This window comes from Pyrococcus horikoshii OT3, from assembly GCF_000011105.1.
GTDB lineage: Archaea > Methanobacteriota_B > Thermococci > Thermococcales > Thermococcaceae > Pyrococcus > Pyrococcus horikoshii.
Genome location: NC_000961.1, coordinates 1415806 through 1442599 on the forward strand (window position 1 = coordinate 1415806; position 26794 = coordinate 1442599).

Below are 26794 nucleotides of genomic sequence, written 5' to 3' on the forward strand. Positions count from 1 at the left end.
ATATTTAACTACTTAAGTTAAATTTATTTTTATGTTGGGACACAATAAAATCTCGGTGATAATTCCAGCCTATAATGAAGAGAGGCGTATTGGGAATGTATTGAAGGGAATACCTGATTTTGTCGATGAGGTCATAGTAGTTGATGATGGCTCAAGTGATGGAACGTCAAAAGTTGCTATGGAATTGGGGGCTACAGTTATTCGATTAAATAAAAATTCTGGAAAGGGGGCCGCTATGAGGGAAGGGCTAAAAATCTCTACTGGGGATATTATAGTTTTTATGGATGCTGATGGTCAACATAACCCTAAAGAGATATACAGGTTAGTAAAACCCATAGTTGAGGGTAGAGCAGATTTAGTCATAGGTAGGAGAATTATAACAAGAGGAAAAAGGCCAATGTCGAGAAAAATAAGCAATTTCATAACAACAAGGTTAATCACGCTCAAAACTAGAAAGAAAATTCTAGACACCCAAAGTGGTTTTAGGGCAATTAGGAGAGAGTTTGTACCCGTAATAGAAAGTGATAGATATGAGGTAGAGACGGAAGTTCTCATAAAAGCAATAAAAAAGGGAGCAAGAATCTTAGAAGTGCCCATATCAACTAGATATGATGTAGAAACTGGACACTTTAAGATGATCGATATTTTTAGGTTTCTCTTCGCATTAATTAAGTATTGAGGTGTTGAAAGAATGAGGGCAAAAGTAAAAATTCTGAAAATAAAGACTGGTAGCTTCAACGTTTTTATAAGCCCAAGAGACGCTGAAGAATGGAAGCTTCATCCAAACGACTTAGTAAAAATAGAAAGTGGAAAAAGATCGATATATGCAAGTGTAGCTATTGGTGATTTCATTGAGGATGGAGAAGTTGGGCTATCCCAGGATATACTATCAAGCTATCAATTTTCCGAGGGTGAAGTAGTTTCAATAACACCTAGTGGAACCCCCGAAAGTGTAAAATACATAAAAAAGAAGATGAAAGGAGAGAAATTAAGAAAAGTAGAAATTGAGACAATAATTAGAGACATCGTGGATAGAAAGCTTAGGAATACTGAAATAAGTGCTTTTATTACAGCTATAGAAATTAACGGGCTTAGCATGGATGAGATAGCAGCATTGACAATCGCAATGGCCGAGACGGGAGACATGCTTGACATAGACAGGAAACCCATTATGGATGTTCATAGTATTGGAGGGGTACCAGGGAACAAGACCAACATCCTCGTCGTACCTATTGTAGCAGCAGCTGGTCTAACGATACCAAAGACAAGTTCAAGGGCAATAACAAGTGCAGCAGGAACAGCAGATGTAGTTGAGGTCTTAACAAATGTTAAGCTAAGTTTAGATGAGATTAAGAGGATCGTTGAAAAGATAGGGGCCTGCCTCGTATGGGGAGGGGCTTTAAATTTGGCCCCAGCAGATGATTTAACTATTCATGTTGAGAGGAGGCTAAGCCTAGATCCAAGGGGATTAATGCTGGCAAGTATTATGTCAAAGAAATATGCGATTGGCAGTCAGTATATCCTAATAGACATTCCCACAGGAAAAGGGGCAAAGGTTGAAACAATGGATGAAGCTAGAACACTGGCTAAGGATTTCATTGAGCTTGGAAAGAAACTAGGACAGTACGTCGAAGTTGCCATAACATATGGAGGTCAGCCAATAGGATACGCTATAGGCCCCGCCCTAGAAGCTAAGGAGGCATTAGAAACACTAATGACAGGAAAAGGTCCAGGGAGTCTAGTTGAGAAAGCCACTGGATTAGCGGGCATATTACTGGAGATGGGTGGAGTTGCTCCAAAAGGTATGGGAAAGAAAGTGGCTAAAGAAATCCTGGAAAGCGGAAAAGCATACGAGAAAATGAAGGAAATTATAGAAGAGCAGGGAGGAGATCCTAATATTAAGCCTGAAGATATTCCCATTGGAGATAAAACCTATACAATCCACGCTCAGACCGGAGGATATGTAACTGGAATAGATAATAGGGCCATAACAGCTATAGCCAGGGAAGCAGGGGCACCAGAGGATAAAGGAGCGGGTGTAAGGTTACATGTAAAGGTAGGGGAGAAAGTCAAAGAAGGGGATCCCTTAATAACAATACATGCAGAAAGTGAAAGCAGACTGGAAAAAGCAATAGTCCTGGCAAGAAGGCTTGAACCTATAAAGATAGAAGGAATGGTTCTTCAGGTAATTGGAAACATTTAATGCTTCCCATGCCTTTCATACCATCCCCATTCTTTTTTCGGGCCAAACGCCCTGACTCCCTTGTGAACCAGGGTTACCCTAAGGGCCTTTGCCATTTCAGGTGTAATTTCACCCTGCTTTTCTAACCAGTTTATTATTTCAAGAGCTTCCTCTTCGGTGTCACACCTACGAAGAAAGTCTATTACTGTTGGATTGTAACCTGAGAAATCTATTTTTTCCTCCTCTTCTTCCTCAAGCACCTGATACTCGTCCAATCTTATCCCTGTAATCTCTAAATCACCAAAGTTTTCCTCTAACTCTTTAGCTAAAGCTGGGAATTTCTCTTTAAACTCCTCAATATCGTACTCCTGCCATGGAAGCTCGTCTATAGGCTTCTTTTTCTTTTTTGTCATGGCTTTGATTATTACACCGAACTGCCTAAAATAGTTTTCGGAACTTAACATTAGAAAGTTATTCTTTGAGCTCTTCTCTAATGAAATAGAAAGTAGAAAGATATTTAACTTTAGGAATGAAATTTGCTTAGAAGGAACGTAATCTCTAGGGGTGATAGATCTTGGAAGGAAGATCAATAGTCTTCGCATCTGGAAAAGGAGGTACAGGTAAAACCACAACTGTCGCTAATATTGGCGTTGCATTAGCTCAATTCGGGAAAGAAGTAATAGTAATTGACGCAGATATAACGATGGCAAACCTAAGCTTAATCCTTGGAATGGAGGATATTCCAGTAACACTTCATGATGTTTTAGCGGGAGAAGCCGAGCTAAAAGATGCCATTTATGAAGGGCCCGCTGGTGTAAAGGTAATTCCAGGAGGGTTAAGTCTAGAAAAAGTGAAGAAGGCAAGGCCCGAGAGACTTAGGGAGTTAATTAGAGAAATAAGCCAGATGGGAGATTTTATATTAATAGATGCCCCTGCGGGTCTCGAGTTAACATCTGTTACAGCCCTACTAATTGGAAAGGAATTAATTATCGTGACAAATCCAGAGATTGCAGCGATTACAGATTCATTAAAAACCAAATTAGTTGCTGAAAAGTTAGGAACTTTACCTCTAGGCGCTATTCTTAATAGGGTTACCAATGAGAAGACTGAACTCAGCAGAGAGGAAATTGAAGCCCTTCTTGAGGTTCCAGTCCTGGGAATTGTACCGGAGGATCCAGAGGTTAAGAGAGCTTCAGCATATGGAGTTCCCCTGGTGGTTAAGAATCCAACTAGTCCAGCAGCTATAGCTTACAAGCAAATAGCAGCGAAGCTCGCAGGGATTAAATGGAAGCCTCCCGAGCCAGAGAGCCCAGTTAAAAGGATATTTAAAGCCTTATTTGGGGGGAGGAGAAGATGAACTCCCTAATACTCATCGCCTTATTAATTTCAATAATCCTGAACATAATAATTGGAATGTTATACTTATCAGCTAGAAGAAACCCCTATTATGTTATATATGATGAAGAAACAAAGAGCCAATTAAAGAGACGTGTCATGAACCTTAAAGAGGATTTAGAATCTGAGCTTGAGGAATTTGACGTAACAGAGTGGGAAAAGCAACTAGAAAAATCCATAGAAGAGGAAATCAAGGATATCAAGTAGCCTTTTTTCTTTTCTGTTTAACCTCCCTAAGGTAGGGATACCTCATGATGTAACCACACTCTAGGCAGGTAATAACTACGTGAGGCATTCTTTTTGTTCTCAATCTAACTCTAGCATTCACCCCAGGAATTAGAAAAGTGTGACACCTCTTACAATATCTTCTCTTCCATTTTCTTGGTATTTTTACCTTGGCTTTCTTTTGAATTTCAAGGGCAAGTTCAACGTATCTTTTAGCCAAATCTGGCGAATATCTAGCAACCCTCTCCGCAAGGGTAAAAAGGGTGTCTATCCTTTCTATGGCAATTTTCTTTTTTTCTTTCTTCTCCCAATCCCTCCTCTTCACAATATCCACCATCCATAAAAAATAAAGTAAAAATATCTCAACCCTTCGCTACACCTATAGGCCTCATTCTAGCAACTAGCTTAGCTATTCCAGCTTCACTGACTACCTTAACTACATTATCAACATTCTTATAAGCCCCTGGAGCTTCCTCAGCAACAACCCTCATTGAAGCCGCTCTAACATAGATTCCCCTGTTAAGAAGTTCCTGTCTAATCCTATCTCCCCTATACTGTCTCGTTGCCGCTTTCCTGCTCAATACTCTTCCAGCTCCATGACAAGTGCTTCCAAAAGTTTCTTTCATGGCCCCTTCTGTTCCCGCTAGTATATAACTTGCAGTGCCCATGCTTCCTGGGATAAGAACCGGTTGCCCAACATCTCTATAAAGCCTTGGAACCGCTTCATGCCCCGGTGGAAATGCCCTCGTAGCACCTTTCCTGTGGACTATAACTTTAACCCTCTTCCCATCCACTTCGTGTTCTTCAACCTTACCAATATTGTGAGCAACATCGTAAACTATATCCATGCCCAAGTCTCCCTCGGGATCCTGTTTAAACACTTCTTGGAAGCTTTCCCTGACCCAATGCGTTATCATCTGCCTATTTGCCCAAGCAAAGTTAGCAGCTGCTTTCATAGCACTGAAGTACCTCTGCCCCTCTTCACTCTGGAAGGGAACGCTTACCAACTCCCTATCTGGCCAAGGTATCCTATACTTTCTTATGGCCCTCTCCATTATCCTAAGGTAATCACTTGCAACTTGATGTCCAAGCCCTCTAGATCCCGTGTGAACCATGACGACAACTTGACCTTCGAAGAGCCCGTAAGCTTTAGCCACTTCAGGATCAAATATCTTATCAACTACTTGAACCTCAAGGAAGTGATTTCCGGAACCTAGAGAACCAAGTTGAGGAGCACCTCTCTGCTTCGCTCTTTGGCTTACGGCCTCTGGATCAGCACCTTCCATCCTTCCCCCTTCTTCAAGCCTCTCTAGGTCTCTCTCCCATCCATAGCCGTTATCAACGGCCCATTTTGCTCCATCTACAAGGACGTCATCAATTTGAGTCCAATGGAGTTTTATCCTTCCCTGACTACCCACACCGGATGGAACATTCTTGAAGAGTGTATCAACGAGTTGCTTTATCCTGGGCCTTACTTCCTTCTCGGTGAGGTTAGTTCTTATTAACCTCACACCACAATTATGAACGACGATACCGTTGGCTATGAAATTATGGGCACTATGGTAAACACCGATGTCGTAGAACTTATCGTATTCAGGTTTAACGCTTTTAACCTCAATGACCTTTTCTGCAACGAATCCACCTTCGTATCCTCTATCCCTTGCAAATTCTTCAAATGTCATGAGATTCCCTTTCATGAGCTCCTTGAACTTAAGGTAAGCGTAAGCGATAAGTCCCCTGGCCTTTTTCTCAGGATCGTACTCATAGTTAATTCTACCCAGGAAGTTCCTTATGCTGTCCTCATCCTCAATGACCAGTTGATAGCTTCCATTTTTCCCCATCTTTATTTTTGCCCTTACTTTGAAGCCCTCAAGGATCCTTGATACATCATTTAATAATTCCCTAGAGTGCGTCAAGGTTATTGGAAGCGGGACATCACCTTTAAATTCGACTATGCTTCCATTCGCACCAAAAAGTCCAGCTAAAAAGTTCCTTTTGATCCAGAGAGGACCTTCAATTATCCATTCTGGGATACTATCATGAGCCATCCCAAGTTTCTCAAGTAGGAAAGCAAATTCTCTCGACGTAACTTTCAGTTTATCCTCCTCAGCTACTATAGCCTCAATACCTAACTCTTCGAGATCCTTCCTAACCTCTCTAAGTACTTCTTCCTTACCATGGAATGTTAAGTTATCATTTTCACTAATGTATCCATTGGCCAAAGCAAACCCGAGGATCCTTGCAAGGATTCCAACCTTTGGATCTTTCCACTGAAGCGGAATAAGATTCCTCTCTCTAAGAAACTTCACAACCTGAGGATCCTCACCTTCAAAAGCACTTTCATCTAGAATAACACCTTTCTTTTCCTCGTATGGAACACCCTCAAAGGGATACACCAGAATATAGTCTCCCTCTTTAACATTTCTGAGATAAACATAACCCTCTGGGGTTAAAACGGGATGATCCTCGCTTCCCTCTATAACTTTCCCGCTTTCGGTAACTATTCTAATAGCTTTCTCCTCACTCCCAACCTCCCTCTCAGCTACAAAAACTACCTTTGAAAAGTCGTTATGTCCTTCCTCAATATTATAAACCCTCAATCTCTGAAGTTTGAACTTCTCAGGCATCTCTTCGATTTTTAACCAGTAACCATGCTCTGTTAAGACTCTAGTACCTGGAGCAAGACAGTTAATGTCGTAACCAATTCCTCCTGGGCTGATAACTCCCTCTTTGACATCAAAGGCCGCTACACCGCCTATTGGAAATCCATAACCCTGATGACCGTCAGGCATTACGATGGAATACTTATATATCCCCGGAAGCATTGCAACGTTAGTAGCTTGCTCAAGGGTTCTATCGTTTTTCATTTTTTCAAGAAGTACTTCATCAGCATACACCCTTCCTGGGACTCTCATTCTCTTATCAAACTTTGGAATCTCCCACCGAATCTTATCTATCCTCTTTAGGGGAACCACCATTTCTATCCCCAACTGTAGACTTTAATGTGCAACTTTTAAAGGTTAAGCTCCCAGATTGATCGAAAAAATTTACACAAAATTTTTACTTTACCAAGTAATTGACAGTTTTACAATTATATATCCATGAATTAACAAGATTTATGTCAAATATCCTGCGAAAAACTTATAACCATTTCAGTCTTATAAATAAATCGGCTTACTTTGTCTCTTGTACCCAAGCTTGTCAGGACTTAGAGGGCTTTCTAAGTCCTAGGGAGGTGGAGAAAATGGTGAGGGTAGGCATTATTGGCCAGGGGTACGTAGCCAGTATTTTTGCCATAGGTCTCGAAAGGATAAAACTCGGAGAATTAAACTACTATGGAGTTCCACTAGCCAATGAATTACCAATAAAAATAGAGGATATTCAGATAGTAACCTCATATGATGTTGACAAGAGTAAGATAGGGCTACCTCTGTCGGAGGTTGTCAAGAGATACTGGGAAGGGCACATTCCAGAAAGTTTACAGGAGATCTACGTAAAGAAGGGAATTCACCTAAGGAGCTTAAGGAACCTACCAATAGAAGCTAGTGGACTCGAGGATGAGATGCCGCTGAAGGAAGCCGTTGAACAACTAGTCAGCGAATGGAAAGATGCTAAAGTAGAGGTGATATTAAACGTCCCAACTACTGAATCATTCGTTCCATTTGAAAAGCTTGAGAATCTTGAGAAGGCTATAAAAGAGGATAATAGGGATAGATTAACGGCGACCCAGGTTTACGCTTACGCTGCAGCCCAATATGCAAAGGAAGTTGGAGGGGCAGCATTTGTAAATGCAATACCCACTTCAATAGCAAACGATCCAGCGTTTGTAGAGCTTGCAAAGGAAAGCAACTTAGTAATCTTTGGCGATGATGGAGCTACAGGAGCTACACCTTTAACGGCCGATATTCTGGGTCACCTAGCGCAAAGAAATAGGCACGTTTTGGACATAGCACAATTCAACATTGGAGGTAATAACGACTTCCTAGCACTAACCGACAAGGATAGAAATAAGAGCAAAGAGTCTACGAAGTCAAGTATTGTTGAAGACATACTAGGTTATGACGCTCCACATTACATAAAGCCCACCGGTTATTTGGAACCCCTGGGAGACAAGAAGTTTATAGCAATGCACATTGAATACATAAGCTTCAACGGAGCTAGAGATGAGCTAGTAGTTACAGGAAGAATTAACGATAGCCCAGCTTTAGCTGGATTGCTCGTTGATTTGGCAAGGTTAGGAAAGATCGCCATTGATAGGAAAGAATTTGGAACCGTATACCCCGTCAATGCATTCTATATGAAGAACCCAGGGCCAAAGGATGCAAGGAATATTCCGAGGATAATAGCGTATGAGAAACTAAGGGAGTGGGTAGGGTTACCTCCAAGGTACCTTTGACCTTTCCATTATATTTTTAAATCGAAATCGCTATTACTAAAATGTGAAGAAAATAAAGATATCCGGTATAATTATTTCAGCAATATACACTTGTATTATGCTATATTTAACTTATAAGATTTATAATGGATTAAGGTACAGGAGTTTAGATCTCGGAATATTTGCCCAATCACTTCACTCACTAAGCGGAGGTAAACTCTTCTATAACACTGTAGAATTTCAACTTTATAATGTTCAAACTCACTTTGGCGTTCATTTCCAACCAATCCTCTTTCTTCTTTTCCCTCTATTGTTCCTAATAAAGAAAACGACCTATGCTCTAGTAGTGTCCCAAACGATTGCTTTGGGCACTTCAGTATACTTAGCATATCGGTTAGCTACGGAGGAACTTGGAGAGAAGAAGGGAGTTGCACTAACTATACTCTACGCCTGCAACTCCTCATTAATAGGCATAAATATTTTTGAGTTTCACCCAGTATCTCTAGCTGTCCCCCTCTTTCTACTAGCATATAAGTTCCTTAAGAGGGGAAGTCCCCTGTTTTACATAATTTCAACCCTAATATTGCTGACAAAGGAGGATGCTTTTCTTGGGGTAATCAGCATTATAGCATGGAAAATACTTAAAGAGGGGTTCTCCGTTGAGATATTAAAGAAGAACAAGAAGATAATTTTCTTTGCGTTTCTTGCACTAGTTTACGGAATATTAACGATTAAGGTGATAATACCAAAATTTGGAGGCAAATATATATACAGTAGCTTGTATACGAAGTTCAGCATAGATAGAAGGAAACTCCTATATTTCCTGCTCTTTAACTTAACTTTCGCTTTACTTCCAATGTTGGACTTCATTGGCATGCTTTCTTTAATACCACCTTGGCTCGAATGCTTACTAGCCTCTAGAGAAACCCAAACAATGTTCGGCTTTCACTATCCATACATGCTCGTTCCTCTATCTTTTGTTGCATCTTTGGAGGTAGCGAGACAACTCAAATGGAGAATTGTTAAAAAACTAGTAATCATTGGAATCTTAGCTTCACTCGCAACTTTACCAATAGCAAAACTCCCTCCAGAAAAACCAAATCCCCTAATTTATCTCACGGTTATAACCCCAGTTCCAGGAAAAGAAGCCTCCTGGGAGGCTATAGAAATTGTTAAAGGGTTAAAGGGTCCTATATACACCCAACCAGAGTTTTATCCTCCCCTAGCTATAAGATCCGACGTTTACATATATCCTAAAAACGTAAACCCTAGGGTCATACTGGTAAATCTCAACACATACTACGGAAGGAGAGCCTTAAAGAGACTTAGAGACTTCAAGGTAGAGCTAACAAGGTATAAGAAGATATTTGAAAAGGATGGTGTGATTATAATGCTTAGAAAGGATTAAAAAGGAAAGAGTCCTGTGAATATCCATGATCATATATTTTATAGGAACTGGGGGAAGTGAAGGAATACCTGTCCACCTCTGTGACTGTAACACTTGTAATGAGGCTAGAAAATTCAGATTCGCTCAGAGAAGACCTTCAACCCTCGCTGTAATTGGAGAAAATGGGGAAGTAATTCTCTTTGATGTTGGAACGGATATTAGGGAATTCCTAAATGTTCCCCTCGACGCTATCTTCCTTACCCATTGGCATCACGATCACATTTATGGTCTCTATAAGCTCAGGTGGATAGCAAGGGAAACAAACCTTTACGCTCCAGAGGGGCATGCAGATGCTTTAATACTCCAAGATCCCAAGAATTTGAGACCAAAGATAATTAAAGCTGGAGAGAAAATAAGGATCGGAGATATAAAGGTAACAAGCGTAAAATTAAATCATCAAATCGAGACCCTTGGATACATCATTGAAGAGGATGGAAAAAGGGTTGCAATATTATATGACACCAAGGGTTTACCTCCCGAGACGAGAGAGTACCTGGAAGATATATCCCCACTTAGGGTTGCGATTGTTGATGCAACGTATCCCCCAGGATTTGTAGATCCTTACCATAACAACGTTAATGAAGCCGTTGAGATGTCCATTGATATCGCTGAAAGAATAGTTCTAAGCCACATCTCCCATAAAAATTTACCATTTCTGAAACTCGTCAACTATACGAGAAAAATGTGGGGAGGGAAAGTTCTTGTGGCCTATGATGGAATGGTTTTCTATGTATAATCATTAAGGCGAAAAAGAGATAAAGGTCCATTCAAAAGATAATAATGCCCGACGAGTATTTGGGTTGCGATGACGTCGGGACCCCCAGGGGGCCGACAGTTTACATGGCCCCCAAACTTTTTAACCCCGCCGGCGGTTCTTTTTTCATGCTTAATAACGTCATAAGGGAACTTAAAAGGTTTGGAGAAGAAACTAAGATAATAAACAAGAGGATAATTTTAATGTTTTCTGGGGGAAAAGATTCCAGCTTAGCATTATATCTACTTAAAGAAGCTGGGTATAACGTTTCCGCCTTAACATTCTTCCATAAATGGAGCTGGCCTGAAGTATTAAGGTGGGGAATGAAATTTACAAAAAAGCTAGGAGTTACGCATTATTTGATAGATATAACAGAAGGACTAAAAAGAGAAGCGATAGGAAGAAAAGGTCCAATATGCATTCACTGTAAGAAAGTGATGCTGTGGAATGCAAAATGGTTTGCAGTTAACAATGGATTTGAACTCATTGCAAAAGGTGATAATGCAAATGATAAGATCATTGGAACGCTCCTTGATCAATGCCCTGGAGACATTAGGATATGCGAGATCCCTAAGATAGGAATCCCAATATTCAGGCCACTAATAAAGTACAAGGCTAGGGAAATTGAAATGCTTACCAATGAAGCGGGAATAAAGCCTTATAGGATGTATGAGCATGGAAGGAGGAAACAGTGGAGAGAAGGGTGCCCGTTACAGTATATAGATGAAGACACCAGAATAACAGAAGAACTAATGGATCTAGCGTTCAGGGTTAACTATAAAGTGAGCAAAATAGCGAGGGAGAGAAAAGTTAGAATAAGCGTTAGGGTTCCAAGCTTTGAGATAATGTGTTGGAACTGTGATAATGAAACTCTTAAGGAAGTGAAGAAAGTAATTAATAAGGAAACATTATAACAGCCGCAACCGCTGCAGCTGGCTTCTCTTTAACAGTTATCTCAGCTGATACAACTTTAAACTCCTTAAGCTTCCAACCTCTAACTTTAAATCCCTCTTCAACCATCTTCCTAACCATGTCCTCAGCTTCCTCCCTTTTACAATAACCTGCATATTCGTATATCAATCCCCCCTCGTTACCCTCACTAATTCCGACGCCCAAAGCAGCGCTTATTGTTGATCCTGGCTCATCACTCTCTATATGCGCATAAACAGTTGGAAGTAACATTCCAATCGGGATATTCTTTGGCAATTCATCTAACCATTCTATATGAGCTGGGATAACGCTGCTAAGCTTCACGAGATTTACGTTTCCAATTCCCATCTTTAATAGGGCATTATCAAAAGCATTAAGCTTTGTTCCACCTTCAGCAGCAGCGGCCAGCATTATGGCCTTTTTAGGCGTTATCCAGGTCACTCTTATCCCTCCTATAACTTCTCGCTAAACGGATGACAAAACAATTATCTTTTAAAATTTTCGTAAATATTGGATATTAAATCTGAGCAGGGATAAAGATTTAATGAAGTTTAACAAGGCAATGGGTATGAAGTACCTTAAATGGTCAGGAACTGTTGGTGGACTTGCCTATTGGTTCTTTGTCTATTGGAGTATTTCTAATAATCCATGGTTCTCATTCTTCAAAAACGCTCTCAGCGATCTAGGTGATCCAGCAAAAGCTTCCCATCCGTGGATATATAATTACGGGTTGATAGTGACATCTCCATTTGTCCTAGCCTTCTCTATATACCTAATAATAGCCGCAAAAAATAAGATCCAGACCGTTGGAGGAGCATATATAAGTATATCTTCATTGTTTCTTGCTCTCATAGGAATTTTCCACGCAGGAACAAGACCTCATGTTTTCGTCTCAACGTATTTCTTTATACAGTTCTTCCTTGGAATGTTAATCTATGGAGTAGGGAGTAAAACAGCTATACGCTTAACTTCCATTATAATATTCATTCTCGCCCTTCTAGGACTTTTCATTCCTTGGCCCTCTGTAGCATTAGAGGAAACTTACGAGATAGTCTTGATAATGTTGTTCACATTCTTCGTAGCAGTAAGAGGATAATTATAACACTGATCATTCCCAGGATAAGAAAAATTGTGTTAAGATTGCCTTCAGAGCACCCTGGATAATCAAACACCCTGTCCATCTTTGAATAATCAACATTAACTCCCCAAGTGAACTTCGGATTGTAGGGAATTAAGGCTTTGAGGCGCCACCCATCATAGTAAAGTATTGGAATTTCAGAGAACTCCTTAATCTGGGTCTTGTTTTCATCAAAGTGATGATTATAGGGATAATAAAGCAGAACCTTATTTTTACCGATTATTGCAGCTTTTAGATGATAAATGTCCTCTCTAACCTTGTAATACTTGGCGATCTTATCCACAGGTATCCTAAACGTTTTAACACCATCCGTAACTTCGAGGAACTCTCCCTTTACTTCTACCCTCACAGAGAGTGTCCAGTTAATTGGAGAATGTAAAGGCTCATTTACCCTAAACATTCCAGTTTTGTTAACCTTATATATCTCTATGGGCTCTTCACTAGTTATGTTGATTAAATATATGTATGGAGGAGAAACAACAATTCTTACTGTACTTGCATTCAGATAGCCCAGAGTTTTTATGCACTTCCACCTCTTATTGAACCAGAATACCTTTGAGTCGTTCACAACCACTATCCATGAATCATTGTAAAGCCCTAACATATTCTTAGGAACGAAAGCCACGGGAATATTCCTAACGTACTCGGACTTCCCAACATAAAACAAATTCTTCCCGTCAAAATAGTATATATCTAACTGGCCTGAGATTGGATACAAAAGTTCAGGACACGTTATCTGGTAGTTTCCTGGACACATTCCTTCATAATCATAAAGCCACACTTCAGCAATGACGAAGGCATCTTCTTTCCCTGGAATGACTTCTATTGGGCCAACTCTAAACTCCTCTGCTTTAACTACTGAGGCTAAAAATAATACAAGCAAAAAGGGAACCATTGTTCTTTTCATTTTTCATTCACCATAGTGGACAAATTTTGTATTCCATTCCACCATAAAGAAAAAAGTTACCATTTTAATCACCTTTGTTATATCTTTCCAATTTGAATTAATAATACATCCTTAAATATTTCCCTTTAGAGAGCTTTTAAAAATGAGCACATATTTTTAGGGAGGGATTAAAATGCTAAACACGATAGTGCTGATTAGAACGGATAACTTTAAGAAGGCATTAACAGCGCTAGCTGACCTTGTTAGGTATGGAGGAATGAAAATAAGGGGAACTCCCAGAATAATACCTCCAGCTTTATCTGACTGGGCATTTGAGCAGATAGTAGGGGAAAAGCCCAGGAAAAGAGTTAAAGCCCATGTAGTTGCCCAAGTTGATCTACCTGCATCGAAGGCAATAGGAAGGATAAGAGACATTCACCCTCCAGCCCACATAATTGTAATTCCAGTCGGAAGTCCCGTCCACAAGGAACTCCTTAGGCTATGGGGAACATTTAAAGAGTTAAAGGGATTTCATCCACCAAAGGAAACGAAAAGGACATCTGAAGACGGGCTAGAGTGAGTACTCCCAAACAACTTTAGGAGGGAACTTTCCCCCTTCTATCTCACTAATAATCCTCTCAGCTGTTCTATATGCCTTTAGAAACTTTTCTCTTGAGATTAAACCATAGTTTAAGGCCATCTCCAGTTCATCCTCGTCCAGAAGGAAGTACTCCCCACTCGGAAATATAAATATGTCAAGAAAGAGATCCAGCATCTCTATCGTGTTCCCGCTCCTCCTCGTGTAGTCCAAGACGTCAATGTACAGACCCTTGAAGGTTCCTTTCCTGTCGTATATTTTCAACACATCAAAATCCTTTCCTATAAAAGCGAAATAAACCATTTTATAGCCGTTATTTATTACCTCAACCCCATTAACCTTCAAAGGTGCAAGCATGCCGCTGAACTCTGACCTTGCAACTATTAAATCCCCTAAATCTGCTATTACCTCATCCTCTCTCCTTAGGATGCGATTTGGTATCCGTTTATAGATTAAGGTGATCCTCCCAACCATTTTAAATCATCCAAATATTAGTTCTTTAAGCTTCCTGGGAAGTTCCTCTATCTTTACCCTTATCTGCTCCCTGGTATCTCTATCCCTTATGGTTACAGTTCCATCCTCTGGCGTTTGATTATCGACGGTTACACAGTAAGGTGTTCCAATTTCATCGTAGCGCATGTACCTCTTTCCTATGCTGTCCTTTTCATCGTAAACTACTATGAATCCCTCCTTCTGAAGCGTTCTATAGATTTCATAGGCTATTGTTGTTAAGGGTTCCTTAGCTACCAATGGAAGGACTGCAACCTCAATTGGGGCCATATCCTTCTTTATTTTCAAGTAGATCCTCCCATCTTCATCAACTGTTAGCGAGTTCTCTAGGAGTAAATAGAAGGGCCTGTCAATTCCAAAGCTAGGCTCTAAAACGTGAGGAACTATCTTCTCACCAGTAATCTTTTCTTCAACTTCTTTAACTATAAAATCTTCCTTAGAAAGTTCATAACCTTCAATCGTGACCTTTCCTTTCTCATTAAGATCCTTTACAAGCTTTTCTAGCTCTTTTTGATCCATTGACTTTATAATTTCATTTATTTTCTTTGCATCCGCCTTGAGCTTTGGTCCAACCTTCTTCATGTTCAAGGAAACTTGAATTCTCTTAACGACCTTCGGTTTGTCATAATGGATCATTACCGTCAAATCGGCCCCGCTCATTTTCATGTGCCTACTCAGATCGTAATCAGTTCTATAAGCTAATCCTACACATTCTACCCAACCGAAGCGCTCGCTGTACACCTCGGCATCCCACGTATCTGCCGAGTAGTGAGCTCTCTCCTCGGGTAATTGTTGCCTGAATCGTATCTTATCCTCTGGAATGCCTATATCGAGTAAAATCTTCTTTATCATGACCATATAATATGCAAAGAACGAATTCATAACGTAGCCTCTCTTCACTGCTTCTTCAGCTGTTACCTCAACTTCCCCTAACTCCTTAAGCTGGTTTTCTATTGGGTATAGTTTAAGCTTTTCGTGCTTAACTTCATTAAAGTGAGGATGCTCGGTTTCGTTAGGATTGAAGAATATCTCAGCTTCAGCCTGGGTGAATTCTCTAAGCCTTATCATTCCCTGCCGGGGAGATATCTCGTTTCTATAAGCCTTCCCTATCTGGAAAACTCCGAAAGGAAGTTTATTTCTTGCAAAGGCATTCAAGCGCTTGAAGTTTACGAATATTCCCTGGGCCGTTTCAGGCCTTAGATAAGCCTTCTTATCCTTGTAAGGGCCGATGTAAGTCTCGAACATTAAGTTAAAGTAAAAGACATCGCTTAGCTCCCCCCCACATTCGGGGCACTTCAAACCATGTTCCCTAATTATCCTACTCATCTCCTCAGCGGACTTACCTTCAACATCAATTCCCAGGAATTCCTCTATTAAATGATCCGCTCTAAACCTCATTCCGCACTTCTTACACTCAACTACGGGATCAACGAATTTCTCCACATGACCGCTAGCAATGAAGACTTGCTCCGGTGTTATGTCGGGAGTTTCAATTTCGAAAAACCCCTCTCTTATAAAAGCTTCCCGTATCTTTCTCTCAATTTTCCTTTTTATTGTAGCTCCAAGAGGCCCATAATCATAGAAACCCCTAGATCCTCCATATATCTCAAAACTTCCCCATGCAAATCCTCGCCTCCTCATTAGATCCTGAAGATATTCATACTTATCGAACTTCCCATTCATGTCAAACCCCTTACTGAAGAAGGTTAAGACCTAAAAAGCTTTGTCTCTACATCTGGGCGAGATGATCAAGTTAAGGTTACCTAACTCCCACTTTGAGGATCATGGAGATATGATCAGGTTAGTGTGGAGAAGAACGCTGATTGCCGACTTCAAGAAGAGGGATATTGAACTTGCAATAAAGAGGAAGTTTAGAGTTTCTCCAAGTGTAAGGGTCGAAGATGGATATCTACTAATAACAACCGATAATGAGGATATTGAAAGGTTCGTTGCATTTTATATTCAAAGCAATTTAGGAGGATTACTCAGAAATAAGTACACAAAGAGGAGGGTTATCTACATACATGAGGGTATGGAAGTACCACTTCTAGGCTACAACGCCTTTGGTTTAATAGACAGGGGTACCAACCTGATCCAGGTAAGAGGATCAACTGGATGTAACATGAGTTGCATATTCTGCTCAGTTGATGAGGGTCCATACTCCAGAACGAGGAAGCTTGACTTTGTCGTTGATATTGATTATCTCATGAAGTGGTTTAACTTGGTTGCGAAGGAGAAAGGGAAGGGATTAGAAGCTCACTTGGATGCCCAGGGAGAACCCCTGATGTATCCTTTTATAGTGGAACTAGTTCAAGCACTAAGAGATCACCCCCACGTATCCGTGATCTCCATGCAGAGCAATGGAGTTCTCCTGGATGATAAACTAGTGGAAGAGCTTGCTGAAGCGGGGCTCGATAGGGTAAACTTGTCAATTCACTCTTTAGATCCGAAGAAAGCCAAGATGCTCATGGGAATTAAAGATTACGACCTGAGTCATGTATTAGAAATGGCCGAAGCTTTGGTAAATGCAGGCATAGACGTTCTGATAGCTCCAGTAATAATCTTCGGAATTAACGATGACGAAGCCGAAGCATTTATAGAGTTCGCAAGGAAGATTGGAGCTGGGAAAAGATGGCCTGCACTGGGCTTTCAGAATTATGTCCCCTACAAATTTGGAAGAAATCCAGTTATAGCTAAACCGATATCATTTAAGGAATTTTACGAGTGGTTAAGGAAGCTAGAGGAGAAGACGGGGATGAAACCCTTGGTTCTAAAGCCCCATCACTTTGGAATGCACCCAAGGCCGTTTATACCACTAGCCTTCAAGAGGGGGGAAGTCGTGAAAGCTGAAGTTGTACTTCCTGGGAGAATTGAGGGTGAGATGATAGCTAAGGCCAGGAACAGGTTAATACAGGTGATAAATTCTAATGCCAAGGTAGGAGATAAGATCAAAGTTAGGATCGTAAGGACGAGACATGGAATATACATTGGCACTCCTCATGGTTAGCGTTAGCCTTTTAAATTCCAAAATTTTAGTAATTCTGGCGGGCTCGTGATGAGCTTTCCCTACGGCCCGAGCTTAGGCGATGAGGAATACAGCCAGGGCTGATTTTGGTGATATCTATGCCAATTGCTTTAATCTCGGATATTCATTCAAATTATGAGGCATTAAAAGCCGTTTGGAAGGAAATAAAAGACATAGACAAGATAGTATGCCTGGGAGATCTGGTAGGCTATGGAGCAAGCCCTGATGCAGTTGTTGAACTAATAAGAAAGGAAATGAAAAGGCGAGAAATCTTGTGCATAAGGGGAAATCATGACAATGCAGTTGCCTTTGGAACTGACTGGGGTTTCAATCCCTATGCTAGATACGCAGTTAGGTGGCATCAGAGAACGATGAAGAGTGAAAACTTAGAATTTTTAAGGAACCTCCCAGTAAGGTTATTTTTTAAGTACGGAGAAAGAAGCTATCACATTATCCATGGTTCTCCCAGGGCCCCTTTAGATGAGTATTTATTTCCCTGGCTCCCAGATTCGGAGTTCGCCGACTGTCTAAGGTATATTAGGGAGGATGATCTAATAGTTGGGCACACTCACGTTCCAATGCTAAAAATTATCGGGAAAAGAAGGGTCATAAACCCAGGATCAGTTGGACAGCCTAGGGATGGAGATTGGAGGGCCAGCTACGCTATCTTATACGAGGATGGGAAAGTTGAGTTTTTCCGAGTGGAATATGACGTTGAAACCGCTGCAGAAAAAATCTTAAAGGCCGGACTCCCAGAATTCTTGGCATACAGACTCTTCGAGGGATTATGATAGGAAGTTCGAAGCCCTAACTTTTAGCTTGCCGCTCTCCCATAGGGTTATGAGAATGTTAACTATTCTTTCCCCTGATTTTCCATCCCCAAAAGGATTCTTAGCTGAGGACATTCTCTTATAGAACTCTTCATCTTCGATTAGTTTCCTAACGTATCTCAAGGCTATATCCTTCTCAAGGCCAACTAAAATGTTACCCCCAGCTTTAAGAGTTTCCGGCCTTTCAGTATTGTAGCGGAGGGTTAAGCAGGGAACGTTTAGGATTATCGCTTCTTCCTGGATTCCTCCCGAATCCGTCATTATTATAAAAGCATTTTTTTCAAGCTTTAAAAAGTCCAGATAACCAAGGGGTTTTAACAGCATAACATTTGGTGCTGATTTTAAAGCATCCCAGAGTCCAAATTCTCTTAGCCTACTCTCAGTTCTAGGATGAACTGGATAAACGACTTGCATGGGGAGGGAGGTCAATATCTCAACAAGCTTCCTTAGCTTATCCTTGTCGTCAACATTTTCCTTTCTATGGGCCGTGACTAGAATGTACTCCTTCGGGCTTAACCCAAGCTTCGTCAAAATTTTACTCTTCTTCTCCGCGATCTTGGAGTTCTGGAGGACGGCATCAACTATAGTATTTCCAACCACGAATACATTTTCCCTTATTCCTTCCCTTTCCAAATTAGCCTTGGCCTCCAAGGTAGGGGCGAACAAAACTTCACTACTGTGATCCGTTAAAATCCTATTTATCTCCTCGGGCATCGTTCTATCAAAGCTTCTCAATCCGGCCTCAACGTGAGCAACCGGAATTAATAGTTTCACGCTGGCTAAAGCTCCAGCTAGAGCGGTATTTGTATCTCCTTGAACTATGCTCACATCAGGTTTTTCTTCAATTAAAACTTTCTCTATTTTTATCATTCCTATTCCAGTCTGCTCAGCTTGAGTTCCAGATCCAACTTCCAAATGATAATCTATTTCTGGAAGTTCCAGCTCTTCTAGGAAGATATTACTCATCTCATAATCGTAATGCTGACCCGAGTGGACTAGAATTGGAGAAATACCCTTCTCCAGGAAGGCCCTTATAACTGGAGAGAGCTTTATTATTTCAGGCCTAGTTCCAAATATTACTATTGGCCTCAAACGTCCCCCCTCCCAATACCCCTAAATATAAAGCCAACTGGAGGCTCTTTAATAATGTTCCTCCCATCAATTATTATTTTATGCCTCATCGACTTTCCAATGCTTTCCCAATTTACACTCTTAAACTCAGGATGATCCGTTGCTATAACAATTGCGTCAGCTCCTTCAACAACTTTCTCCAGGGAATCATGAGTTCCCCTAACGTATGGATCGTAAGTTCTAACCTCCTTTACGGAGTTGCGAATTATCTCTACAAACTTAAGAGCTGGAGAATTCCTAGTATCATCGGTCCCTCCCTTATATGCGAGACCAAGAACAGCAATGATAGCCTCGGAAGGCTTTATATTCGCCTTCTCTAATGCTTCAAAAAGTAAACCAGCAGCAAATGCTGGCATTCTCTCATTTATTCTTCTCGCGATTCTTATCAAACCAAAATCTTCTTTGGCGTTAGACAATAATAGATAAGGATCCTTTGGAAGACAATGACCTCCAACTCCTATTCCCGGGGTGTGGATCTTAACCCTTGGATGCGTGTTTGCTAGCTCTATAGCTTCATAGACATTAACTCCATACTGATGAGCAAGCAGGGCAAATTCGTTTGCCAATGCAATGTTAACATCCCTAAACGTATTTTCCATTAGCTTAACCATTTCAGCGGTCGTTGCATTCGTCAAGAATATCCTACCCTTAACGAATGATCTATAAAGCTTCTCGGCCAAGTTCGCTGCTTTTTCACTAACCCCACCGATGATCCTTGAGTTATAAACGAGTTCCTTAAATATCCGACCCGGCATCACCCTCTCAGGGGCATGAGCAACATAAAAGTCAACCCCTTCCCTTAATCCTGTTAAGTTTTCCAAAAGCCTGGCCATTTTCTCTGTCGTGCCTGGAGGTATAGTACTTTCAATGATAACTAGAGCTCCCCTATCCATAACCTCCGCAACGGTTCTAATAGCTCTTTCCAAGTAGCTTAAGTCGGGGTCATCTCCTGAAAGTGGAGTCTGAACACAGATTATGAACACATTAGAACCCTTTAGGTCTTCCACCCTATCAGTAACCTTAAGCTTTCCAAGTGATAATACCTCCTTTAACCTCCTATCTATTTCGGGCTCTATTATGTGGGCAACTCCAGAGTTTATCTTTTTGATAACCTCAGATCTTATGTCATAGCCAACGACATCATATCCAGATGATGCAAACATTATCGCGGTTGGAAGGCCAATATAACCCAACCCTAAAACTGCTATCCTCATTCTCCCACCTGGCAAGATTAGACTAACGCTTAATTTTAAGGATTTCTTGTCCTATCCATAAACTGGAAGATTTTCAGCTTAATCCTTGTAATATGCTTGCTAATTCCTTATTTACCCTGAAATTAAAAGGAGATAGCCATAAAATGCATCTGAAAGGATGAGAAATTTATATAAATTAACAAAGAAAGCGACCAAGTGAGAATCCTTATAACTTGATAAATTACAGTTTAATTGTGGTAGATAACAATGAAAGTCTGGATAGACATCATGAATTCCCCCCACGCTCACTTTTTCAAAGGTATAATCAGGGAATTGGAGAAGAGGGGATTTGAAGTACTAGTTACAACTCGAGAATTTGATGGGTTAACTCAAATATTAGATATGTTGGGGATAGACTATATATCCATAGGAAAGCATGGGGGAGCTACACTGGAAGGAAAGTTACTTGCAAGTGCTGAAAGGGTGTATAAACTTTCAAAACTTATAATAGAGGAGAAACCGGATTTAGCCATTTATAAGAATAATCCAGAAGCTCCAAGGATAGCATTTGGATTGAAAATACCTTCAATTGGATTCGTGGATAATGAAACTGCAGTTCCTCAAAACAAGCTTATGTTTCCATTTACAAATAGGTTACTATATCCAAAGCCAATAGATGCATATGAATTGCTTAGGTGTGGGGCGGATCCTAACTCTTTGAGGCCTGTAAATGGAATCGCCGAAATAGCTAACATTTATGGTTTTAAGCCGGAGGATACCGTTCTCAAAGAACTTGGGGTTAAGAAATACTCGTACATAGTGATGAGGCCCGAACCGATTAAAGCAACATACTTTAATGGAGACAGAGAAAGGAGCATTCTTGAGGATATCATTCCACTACTTCCAGATCTTCCAATAATCCTGTTTCCAAGGACTGATGAACAGAGGGAAATATTTGAGAAATTTGACAACATTATAATTCCCGAGAAAGCTGTAGATACATTAACACTTCTATTCTACGCTAAGCTCATGGTCGGTGCAGGGGGAACTATGAACAGAGAAGCCCTTGCACTAGGAACACCTGCGATCTCTACATATCCTGGAAAACTACTGGCCGTGACAAAATGGTTAATAGATCTAGGAGTTCTTTACCACTCAACAAATCCAATAGAAGTTGGAATGAAGGTTTGGGAGATAGTTAGAAAGAATTCAGTTTATAGGAGGAACATAAGAACAGTTATGAGTTCTATGGAAAATCCTGTGGAAGCTATAATTGAGGAAGTTGAAAACTTAACTTATCCCGGCCAATTTAGGAGTTATGAAAGCTTCTATAAGAGCAGCTATAAAGAGAAGGGATATGGCCAGTATCAAAAACCTTAACATTATTTTGAACCCTCGCTTAAACCTATTCTCAAGCTCTCCTTCTCCCTTTACTACCTCCAGAAACCAGTTAATACCTCCAATTCCAGCTATAATAAAGGCGGGTATTTCTACTATTCCATGAGGAATTATTGAGAGGAGGATCTTAGAACCAGGAACTCCTCTTGATGCTGTATATGAGATCACGATTCCAACTACAATACCGTTGAATAGTAAGACTAAAAAGGGTACGATCCCCAGGATTATCCCACCAAAGGCTATGATAGTGGCAACCCTCACATTATTAAGGAAGATTAAGATGAACAGTTCAAATCCTTCCGGTAGTTTATTACCTCCTAACAATTTCCTGAGAACCATGTAAGCATGTTCAGCAAGATTTGGATCTAGAAGTCCCACTATCCATCCGATAAGGGTTCCGAAAATAAAGACCCCAAGCAGAATTATGAACAGCTTTAGATTTCTGCTCATTTCTGTTTCACCAGAGCTTTTCTGATTGCCATCTTGAAATCCTCAACAGAAAGGTAGGGCATCTCAACGTCATCCCTACCCGAGAAAAATTCCTCTACTTTTTCTTCAAGTTTAGAGATTTCACCACCCCTTAGAGCTTTCTCAAGGTCATTTACAATATCCTCAGGGTAAATAAAGAAGTCACCTGAAATTTTTACATCCTTGGCAATACCATTCTCCTCTTCAATCTCTACCCTAATAAGACCCTTCTTCGCCTTATGCTCTCCGACTAGTCTCATAAACCCTCCCAAAAATAGAGAGTTTGACTATCTAAAAAATATTTCTCCACCTAGATATGGAAACATTTGGTTTTAGAAATTGTTTTAGGTAAAACCGAGAAGACTCAACTGGGGAATGCAAGATGCCCCAGTTCAAAGATATGGAAATTAGAGTCATTGGAAAAGCCGTCTCTTCCACAAAGACTCTAATAAAAGCTGGAAACTTCGAGATTTATATCGACAAGCTTGGAGGAGAATACCCCAGCCCCTTAGACTATACGCTTGCAGCCTTAGCGGGATGCATAAACATAGTAGGTCATATGGTTGCTAAAGAAATGGGATTCGAAATAAATTCTCTTGAAATTGAAGTCAATGGAACGTTTAATCCGGCAAAGTTTAAAGGGTTTGATGGGGATAGAGCAGGATTTAAGTCAATAGAGGTCACCATAAGGGTTGACGCAAGGGTTGATGATGAGACCTTAAAAGAATGGATAAAGAGAGTTGAAGAGAGATGCCCAGTTAGCGACAACCTGATCAATGAAACTCCCACTGAAATAACCGTCAAAAAAGCTTAGACAACCTTTTATACCCTTTCCATTTTCTTTTTATATTGGGGATTTGGTATGAAGTATATCGAGCTTGCCCAACTTTATCAAAAATTGGAAAAAACAACAATGAAACTTATTAAAACAAGACTCGTTGCTGATTTTTTGAAGAGGGTTCCAGAAGATCATTTAGACTTCATTCCATACTTAATACTGGGAGATGTATTCCCAGAGTGGGATGAAAGGGAGCTTGGAGTTGGGGAGAAGCTGTTGATAAAAGCAGTCTCAATGGCAACAGGTGTTGACCCGAAGGAGATAGAGAACTCGGTCAAAGATACTGGAGATCTTGGGGAAAGTATTGCCCTCGCCATTAAGAGAAGAAAGCAGAAATCATTCTTCTCCCAACCATTAACAATTAAGAGGGTCTACCAAACTCTAGTTAAAATAGCTGAGACTACTGGAGAGGGAAGTCAAGAGAAAAAAATGAAGTATTTAGCCAACCTATTTATGGATGCTGAGCCTTTAGAGGCGAAATACCTCGCCAGAACAGTTCTAGGAACCATGAGAACGGGAGTGGCAGAAGGATTGCTAAGAGATGCAATAGCTTTGGCATTCCACGTGAAGGTAGAGCTAGTTGAAAGGGCTTACATGCTCACGAGCGATTTTGGGTTTGTGGCAAAAATAGCAAAAGCCGAAGGAAATGAAGGACTTGAGAAGGTAACAATCCAGTTAGGGAAGCCTATAAAGCCAATGCTAGCTCAACAAGCCGCTAACATTAAGGAGGCCCTTTTAGAAATGGGGGGAGAGGCCGAGTTCGAAATTAAGTACGATGGAGCAAGAGTTCAAGTTCACAAAGATGGAGAGAAGGTGATAATATACTCAAGGAGACTGGAAAATGTAACCAGGGCAATTCCAGAAATTGTTGAAGCCATAAAGGAAGCTATTGAGCCAGAAAAAGTTATAGTTGAAGGGGAACTTGTAGCAATAGGAGAAGAGGGAAGACCTTTACCATTCCAGTATGTTCTTCGCAGGTTCAGAAGGAAGCACAATATAGAGGAGATGATGAAGAAGATACCATTGGAGCTAAATCTCTTCGATGTTCTCTATGTCGACGGTAAGAGCTTTGTAGATACAAAGTTTATAGAGAGAAGGAAGAAACTTGAAGAGATCGTTAAGCCAAACGGAAAGATAAAAGTAGCAGAGAACCTCATAACTAAGAACGCTGAAGAAGCTGAGAAATTCTATAAGAGAGCACTAGAGATGGGACATGAAGGCCTTATGGCAAAGAGACTTGATGCAGTATATGAACCTGGAAACAGAGGAAAGAAATGGCTCAAAATCAAGCCAACCATGGAAAACCTTGACCTCGTGATAATTGGAGCTGAATGGGGGGAGGGGAGAAGAGCACACCTATTTGGGTCGTTTATCCTGGGAGCTTACGATCCTGAGACCGGGGAATTCCTTGAGGTCGGAAAAGTCGGAAGTGGATTCACAGACGACGACTTAGTTGAGTTTACAAAGATGTTAAAGCCCTTAATAGTTAAGGAAGAAGGAAAGAGAGTGGTTATACAACCAAAGATCGTTATAGAAGTAACGTACCAGGAAATCCAAAAGAGTCCTAAGTACAGGAGCGGATTTGCCTTAAGATTTCCAAGGTATGTTGCACTAAGAGATGACAAGGGACCTGAGGATGCAGACACGATAGAAAGGATAGCCCAACTCTATGAACTGCAGGAAAGGATTAAGGGAAAAGTTTAAGGAACGACAACGGTGCCAATTCCATTACCCACTATCGCCCTACTCAATCTATCCTTTATTAACCCATTGACAAACCAAACCTCCTTCGAATATTTTACTATCTCTCCAGCAACTTCAAGCTTCTTCCTTATTCCTCCAGTAACGTCTATACCCGAAGATCCCTCTAGGGTTAACTCGCTGATCTCCTTGGCCTTCATGAATTCTATTAATCTACCTCCTGGAAACTTATCGTAAACTCCATCGACATCCATAAGGAAGATAACTTTCTCAGGCTTAAACTCCTTAGCTAAATGTAATACTATTTCATCTCCAGAAACTATTTCAATTCCCTTAGCCTCGTCAAAAGAAACATCCCCGAATAGAAGGGGGATAAACTCCCGGGATAAAGCTTCTTTTACCACATCCATATATCCTTTAACTATTCTCCCATTTTCAGTTATGAAGATCGAAGAACTCGATATAGGGAACGCTGGAAGCATGTTATCTAGGAAAGACTGAGCGACTTTTTTCGTTAATTCAAGCATTGCAAGGTGTGTTAGCACAAATCCATGTCTGCTTGAGTAATCCCTAAGCCCTTCCCTGATTGCAAATTCCTTAGCTAGTGGATGACCAAAGCTCCCTCCTCCATGAACAACTATGAACTTCTCCTCAGGGAAAAATCTAGAGATTTCATAGGCTATGCTTTTCACCACCGTCTCTCTAAAGTGAAACTTCCTCTTCTTATCGCTAAGCACGCTACCTCCAATCTTTATTATTATCATCTTGAAACCTCCTCTATTCTCAATCCTTCCCTACTTACCCTCGTTATCATTGGAATTCCACCAGCTATCTTTATTGCCGTGGCGACTTCCCTCTGTCTCCCAGGGGCCAAGGCATACATACACCCTCCACCACCAGCACCCGTAAGTTTTGCCCCAATTGCACCAGCCGTTCTAGCAGCGTAAACTAACTCACCAAGCTTCTTCGTAGACACCCCCAAAGCATCTAAAAGCCCATGATTTATGTTCATTAACTCTCCAAGCTTAGTAAGCTTCTCCTCTTCATCGAGCTTTGAAAGTATTATCTCCTTGGCCTTATCCACTAATTTTCCCATTGCCTCCAATATAGGCTCCACAAGTTCGGGCATTTCCTCGTACCTTTTCCTTACCATTGCCACTAATTCTTTAGTTGAACCAGTAGAGCCGGTGTAACCAACGACTATGGGAAGCTCCATGAATGGGAGAGGCTCAAACTTTCCTTGCTTATAATAGAGGAAGCCTCCCACTGCAGAAACTGTAGGATCAATGCCACTTGAAGCTCCCTGCACTAGAAGTTCAACTTTATGCCCAAGCTTTGCTATTTCCTCCTTACTCAATTCAAGGCCAAGTAACCTAGAGACCGCACCAATTGTAGCAACTGCAACCGCTGCTGAGGAACCCAATCCGGCCCCAACTGGAATTTGAGAGGTTATTGAAACGTCAATACCAACCCTCTTATCAGACTCCTCCAGGGCAAGTTCTATGGCATACCTCACATAGCTCAAAACTTCAGCGGCCTTTCCATAGTCTGTTTCAAAGTATATCTTATCCTCGGAAAACGAGACTATCAATCCAGGAGTTTTTATATCATGAGCTTCTATTTTTATATTACCCGAATCATTGAATTGAGCTCTAACATATGTTCTAAGTTCTATAGCAGAAGCTATAGCCGGTTTTCCATAGACTACGCTATGTTCCCCGAAGAGTATTACCTTTGCAGGAGCTGAAGCTAAAACGTACTTAACCATAG

28 protein-coding genes are annotated in these 26794 nt (G+C 40.8%); 15 read left to right on the forward strand and 13 right to left on the reverse strand.

Annotated elements, in window-relative coordinates; translation table 11 throughout:
• The first annotated feature begins 31 nt into the window (after positions 1–31).
• Both PH_RS07550 and PH_RS07555 read left to right on the forward strand, forming a co-directional pair.
• Complete coding sequence (locus tag PH_RS07550) at positions 32–679, forward strand: glycosyltransferase family 2 protein (protein WP_010885671.1); 648 nt, start codon at positions 32–34, stop codon at positions 677–679.
• 12 nt (positions 680–691) lie between these two features.
• The gene (locus PH_RS07555; protein ID WP_010885672.1) at positions 692–2203 is read left to right on the forward strand and encodes an AMP phosphorylase; all 1512 of its coding nucleotides are present in this window, start codon (positions 692–694) and stop codon (positions 2201–2203) included.
• Here the strand turns inward: PH_RS07555 and PH_RS07560 are convergent.
• Positions 2200–2595, reverse strand: a complete 396-nt coding sequence (locus tag PH_RS07560) for a DUF2095 family protein (RefSeq protein ID WP_048053607.1) — start codon at positions 2593–2595, stop codon at positions 2200–2202. The two genes, PH_RS07555 and PH_RS07560, sit on opposite strands and share 4 nt — an antisense overlap.
• Before the next feature lie 161 nt (positions 2596–2756).
• Here PH_RS07560 and minD point away from each other — a divergent pair, with 161 nt between their 5' ends.
• Together minD and PH_RS07570 are read left to right on the forward strand one after the other, a co-directional pair.
• On the forward strand, positions 2757–3539 hold the full coding sequence (minD, locus tag PH_RS07565) for a cell division ATPase MinD (RefSeq protein WP_048053438.1): 783 nt from the start codon (positions 2757–2759) through the stop codon (positions 3537–3539).
• Positions 3536–3784, forward strand: a complete 249-nt coding sequence (locus PH_RS07570; protein ID WP_010885675.1) for a hypothetical protein — start codon at positions 3536–3538, stop codon at positions 3782–3784. The genes minD and PH_RS07570 overlap by 4 nt, the downstream gene beginning before the upstream one ends.
• Here the strand turns inward: PH_RS07570 and PH_RS07575 are convergent.
• A complete protein-coding gene (locus PH_RS07575; RefSeq protein ID WP_010885676.1) occupies positions 3777–4139 on the reverse strand; it encodes a ribonuclease P protein component 4 in 363 nt (120 codons plus the stop codon). The genes PH_RS07570 and PH_RS07575 overlap by 8 nt on opposite strands.
• Positions 4140–4164: 25 nt before the next feature.
• Positions 4165–6780, reverse strand: a complete 2616-nt coding sequence (locus PH_RS07580; RefSeq protein WP_010885677.1) for an RtcB family protein — start codon at positions 6778–6780, stop codon at positions 4165–4167.
• A gap of 266 nt (positions 6781–7046) precedes the next feature.
• Between PH_RS07580 and PH_RS07585 the strand changes: the two genes are divergently transcribed.
• From PH_RS07585 to PH_RS07600, 4 genes are all read left to right on the forward strand, one after another.
• Positions 7047–8198: an inositol-3-phosphate synthase gene (locus tag PH_RS07585; RefSeq protein ID WP_048053439.1), complete on the forward strand. Its 1152-nt coding sequence runs from the start codon at positions 7047–7049 to the stop codon at positions 8196–8198.
• Positions 8199–8241: 43 nt separating this feature from the next.
• Positions 8242–9585 carry a DUF2079 domain-containing protein gene (locus tag PH_RS07590; RefSeq protein ID WP_010885679.1) on the forward strand — a complete coding sequence of 448 codons (1344 nt, stop codon included), beginning with the start codon at positions 8242–8244 and terminating at the stop codon, positions 9583–9585.
• A 25-nt stretch (positions 9586–9610) separates the two neighbouring features.
• Complete coding sequence (locus PH_RS07595) at positions 9611–10360, forward strand: MBL fold metallo-hydrolase (protein ID WP_010885680.1); 750 nt, start codon at positions 9611–9613, stop codon at positions 10358–10360.
• A 146-nt stretch (positions 10361–10506) separates the two neighbouring features.
• On the forward strand, positions 10507–11292 hold the full coding sequence (locus PH_RS07600; RefSeq protein WP_048053440.1) for a 7-cyano-7-deazaguanine synthase: 786 nt from the start codon (positions 10507–10509) through the stop codon (positions 11290–11292).
• On the opposite strand, the gene PH_RS07605 is transcribed toward PH_RS07600, so the two are convergent.
• Positions 11273–11749, reverse strand: a complete 477-nt coding sequence (locus PH_RS07605; RefSeq protein WP_010885682.1) for a pyruvoyl-dependent arginine decarboxylase — start codon at positions 11747–11749, stop codon at positions 11273–11275. The two genes, PH_RS07600 and PH_RS07605, sit on opposite strands and share 20 nt — an antisense overlap.
• Positions 11750–11852: 103 nt before the next feature.
• Here PH_RS07605 and PH_RS07610 point away from each other — a divergent pair, with 103 nt between their 5' ends.
• Positions 11853–12404 (forward strand): DUF998 domain-containing protein, encoded by a 552-nt coding sequence (locus PH_RS07610; RefSeq protein WP_010885683.1) that lies wholly within the window; start codon positions 11853–11855, stop codon positions 12402–12404.
• Here the strand turns inward: PH_RS07610 and PH_RS07615 are convergent.
• Positions 12376–13353 carry a hypothetical protein gene (locus tag PH_RS07615; RefSeq protein ID WP_010885684.1) on the reverse strand — a complete coding sequence of 326 codons (978 nt, stop codon included), beginning with the start codon at positions 13351–13353 and terminating at the stop codon, positions 12376–12378. The genes PH_RS07610 and PH_RS07615 overlap by 29 nt on opposite strands.
• 172 nt (positions 13354–13525) lie before the next feature.
• Between PH_RS07615 and PH_RS07620 the strand changes: the two genes are divergently transcribed.
• Positions 13526–13912 carry a DUF356 domain-containing protein gene (locus PH_RS07620; protein WP_010885685.1) on the forward strand — a complete coding sequence of 129 codons (387 nt, stop codon included), beginning with the start codon at positions 13526–13528 and terminating at the stop codon, positions 13910–13912.
• Here the strand turns inward: PH_RS07620 and PH_RS07625 are convergent.
• Together PH_RS07625 and glyS are read right to left on the reverse strand one after the other, a co-directional pair.
• Positions 13904–14404: a DUF402 domain-containing protein gene (locus PH_RS07625; protein WP_010885686.1), complete on the reverse strand. Its 501-nt coding sequence runs from the start codon at positions 14402–14404 to the stop codon at positions 13904–13906. The two genes, PH_RS07620 and PH_RS07625, sit on opposite strands and share 9 nt — an antisense overlap.
• 6 nt (positions 14405–14410) lie before the next feature.
• Positions 14411–16123 carry a glycine--tRNA ligase gene (glyS, locus tag PH_RS07630; RefSeq protein WP_010885687.1) on the reverse strand — a complete coding sequence of 571 codons (1713 nt, stop codon included), beginning with the start codon at positions 16121–16123 and terminating at the stop codon, positions 14411–14413.
• 61 nt (positions 16124–16184) lie between these two features.
• Here glyS and PH_RS07635 point away from each other — a divergent pair, with 61 nt between their 5' ends.
• Complete coding sequence (locus PH_RS07635; RefSeq protein ID WP_010885688.1) at positions 16185–17447, forward strand: radical SAM protein; 1263 nt, start codon at positions 16185–16187, stop codon at positions 17445–17447.
• Positions 17448–17563: 116 nt separating this feature from the next.
• On the forward strand, positions 17564–18256 hold the full coding sequence (locus PH_RS07640) for a metallophosphoesterase family protein (protein ID WP_048053441.1): 693 nt from the start codon (positions 17564–17566) through the stop codon (positions 18254–18256).
• Here the strand turns inward: PH_RS07640 and wecB are convergent.
• Positions 18251–19387, reverse strand: a complete 1137-nt coding sequence (gene wecB, locus PH_RS07645) for a non-hydrolyzing UDP-N-acetylglucosamine 2-epimerase (RefSeq protein ID WP_048053442.1) — start codon at positions 19385–19387, stop codon at positions 18251–18253. The genes PH_RS07640 and wecB overlap by 6 nt on opposite strands.
• A complete protein-coding gene (locus PH_RS07650; protein WP_010885691.1) occupies positions 19384–20640 on the reverse strand; it encodes a UDP-N-acetyl-D-mannosamine dehydrogenase in 1257 nt (418 codons plus the stop codon). Before PH_RS07650 ends, wecB begins: the two co-directional genes overlap by 4 nt.
• Positions 20641–20886: 246 nt before the next feature.
• On the opposite strand from PH_RS07650, the gene PH_RS07655 reads away from it, so the two are divergent.
• A complete protein-coding gene (locus PH_RS07655; protein WP_010885692.1) occupies positions 20887–21999 on the forward strand; it encodes a DUF354 domain-containing protein in 1113 nt (370 codons plus the stop codon).
• On the opposite strand, the gene PH_RS09720 is transcribed toward PH_RS07655, so the two are convergent.
• On the reverse strand, positions 21910–22467 hold the full coding sequence (locus tag PH_RS09720) for a stage II sporulation protein M (RefSeq protein WP_010885693.1): 558 nt from the start codon (positions 22465–22467) through the stop codon (positions 21910–21912). The genes PH_RS07655 and PH_RS09720 overlap by 90 nt on opposite strands.
• Entirely contained in the window at positions 22464–22745 is a 282-nt protein-coding gene (locus tag PH_RS07660) for a lipoate protein ligase C-terminal domain-containing protein (RefSeq protein ID WP_010885694.1), read from the reverse strand. The genes PH_RS09720 and PH_RS07660 overlap by 4 nt, the downstream gene beginning before the upstream one ends.
• A 122-nt stretch (positions 22746–22867) precedes the next feature.
• Here PH_RS07660 and PH_RS07665 point away from each other — a divergent pair, with 122 nt between their 5' ends.
• Positions 22868–23299, forward strand: coding sequence for an OsmC family protein (locus PH_RS07665; protein ID WP_010885695.1), 432 nt, complete (start codon positions 22868–22870; stop codon positions 23297–23299).
• A 48-nt stretch (positions 23300–23347) separates the two neighbouring features.
• The gene (locus PH_RS07670) at positions 23348–25027 is read left to right on the forward strand and encodes an ATP-dependent DNA ligase (RefSeq protein ID WP_010885696.1); all 1680 of its coding nucleotides are present in this window, start codon (positions 23348–23350) and stop codon (positions 25025–25027) included.
• Here the strand turns inward: PH_RS07670 and PH_RS07675 are convergent.
• Entirely contained in the window at positions 25024–25788 is a 765-nt protein-coding gene (locus PH_RS07675; RefSeq protein ID WP_010885697.1) for an isopentenyl phosphate kinase, read from the reverse strand. The genes PH_RS07670 and PH_RS07675 overlap by 4 nt on opposite strands.
• Complete coding sequence (locus tag PH_RS07680; RefSeq protein WP_010885698.1) at positions 25785–26792, reverse strand: mevalonate kinase; 1008 nt, start codon at positions 26790–26792, stop codon at positions 25785–25787. The genes PH_RS07675 and PH_RS07680 overlap by 4 nt, the downstream gene beginning before the upstream one ends.
• Positions 26793–26794 lie beyond the last annotated feature (2 nt).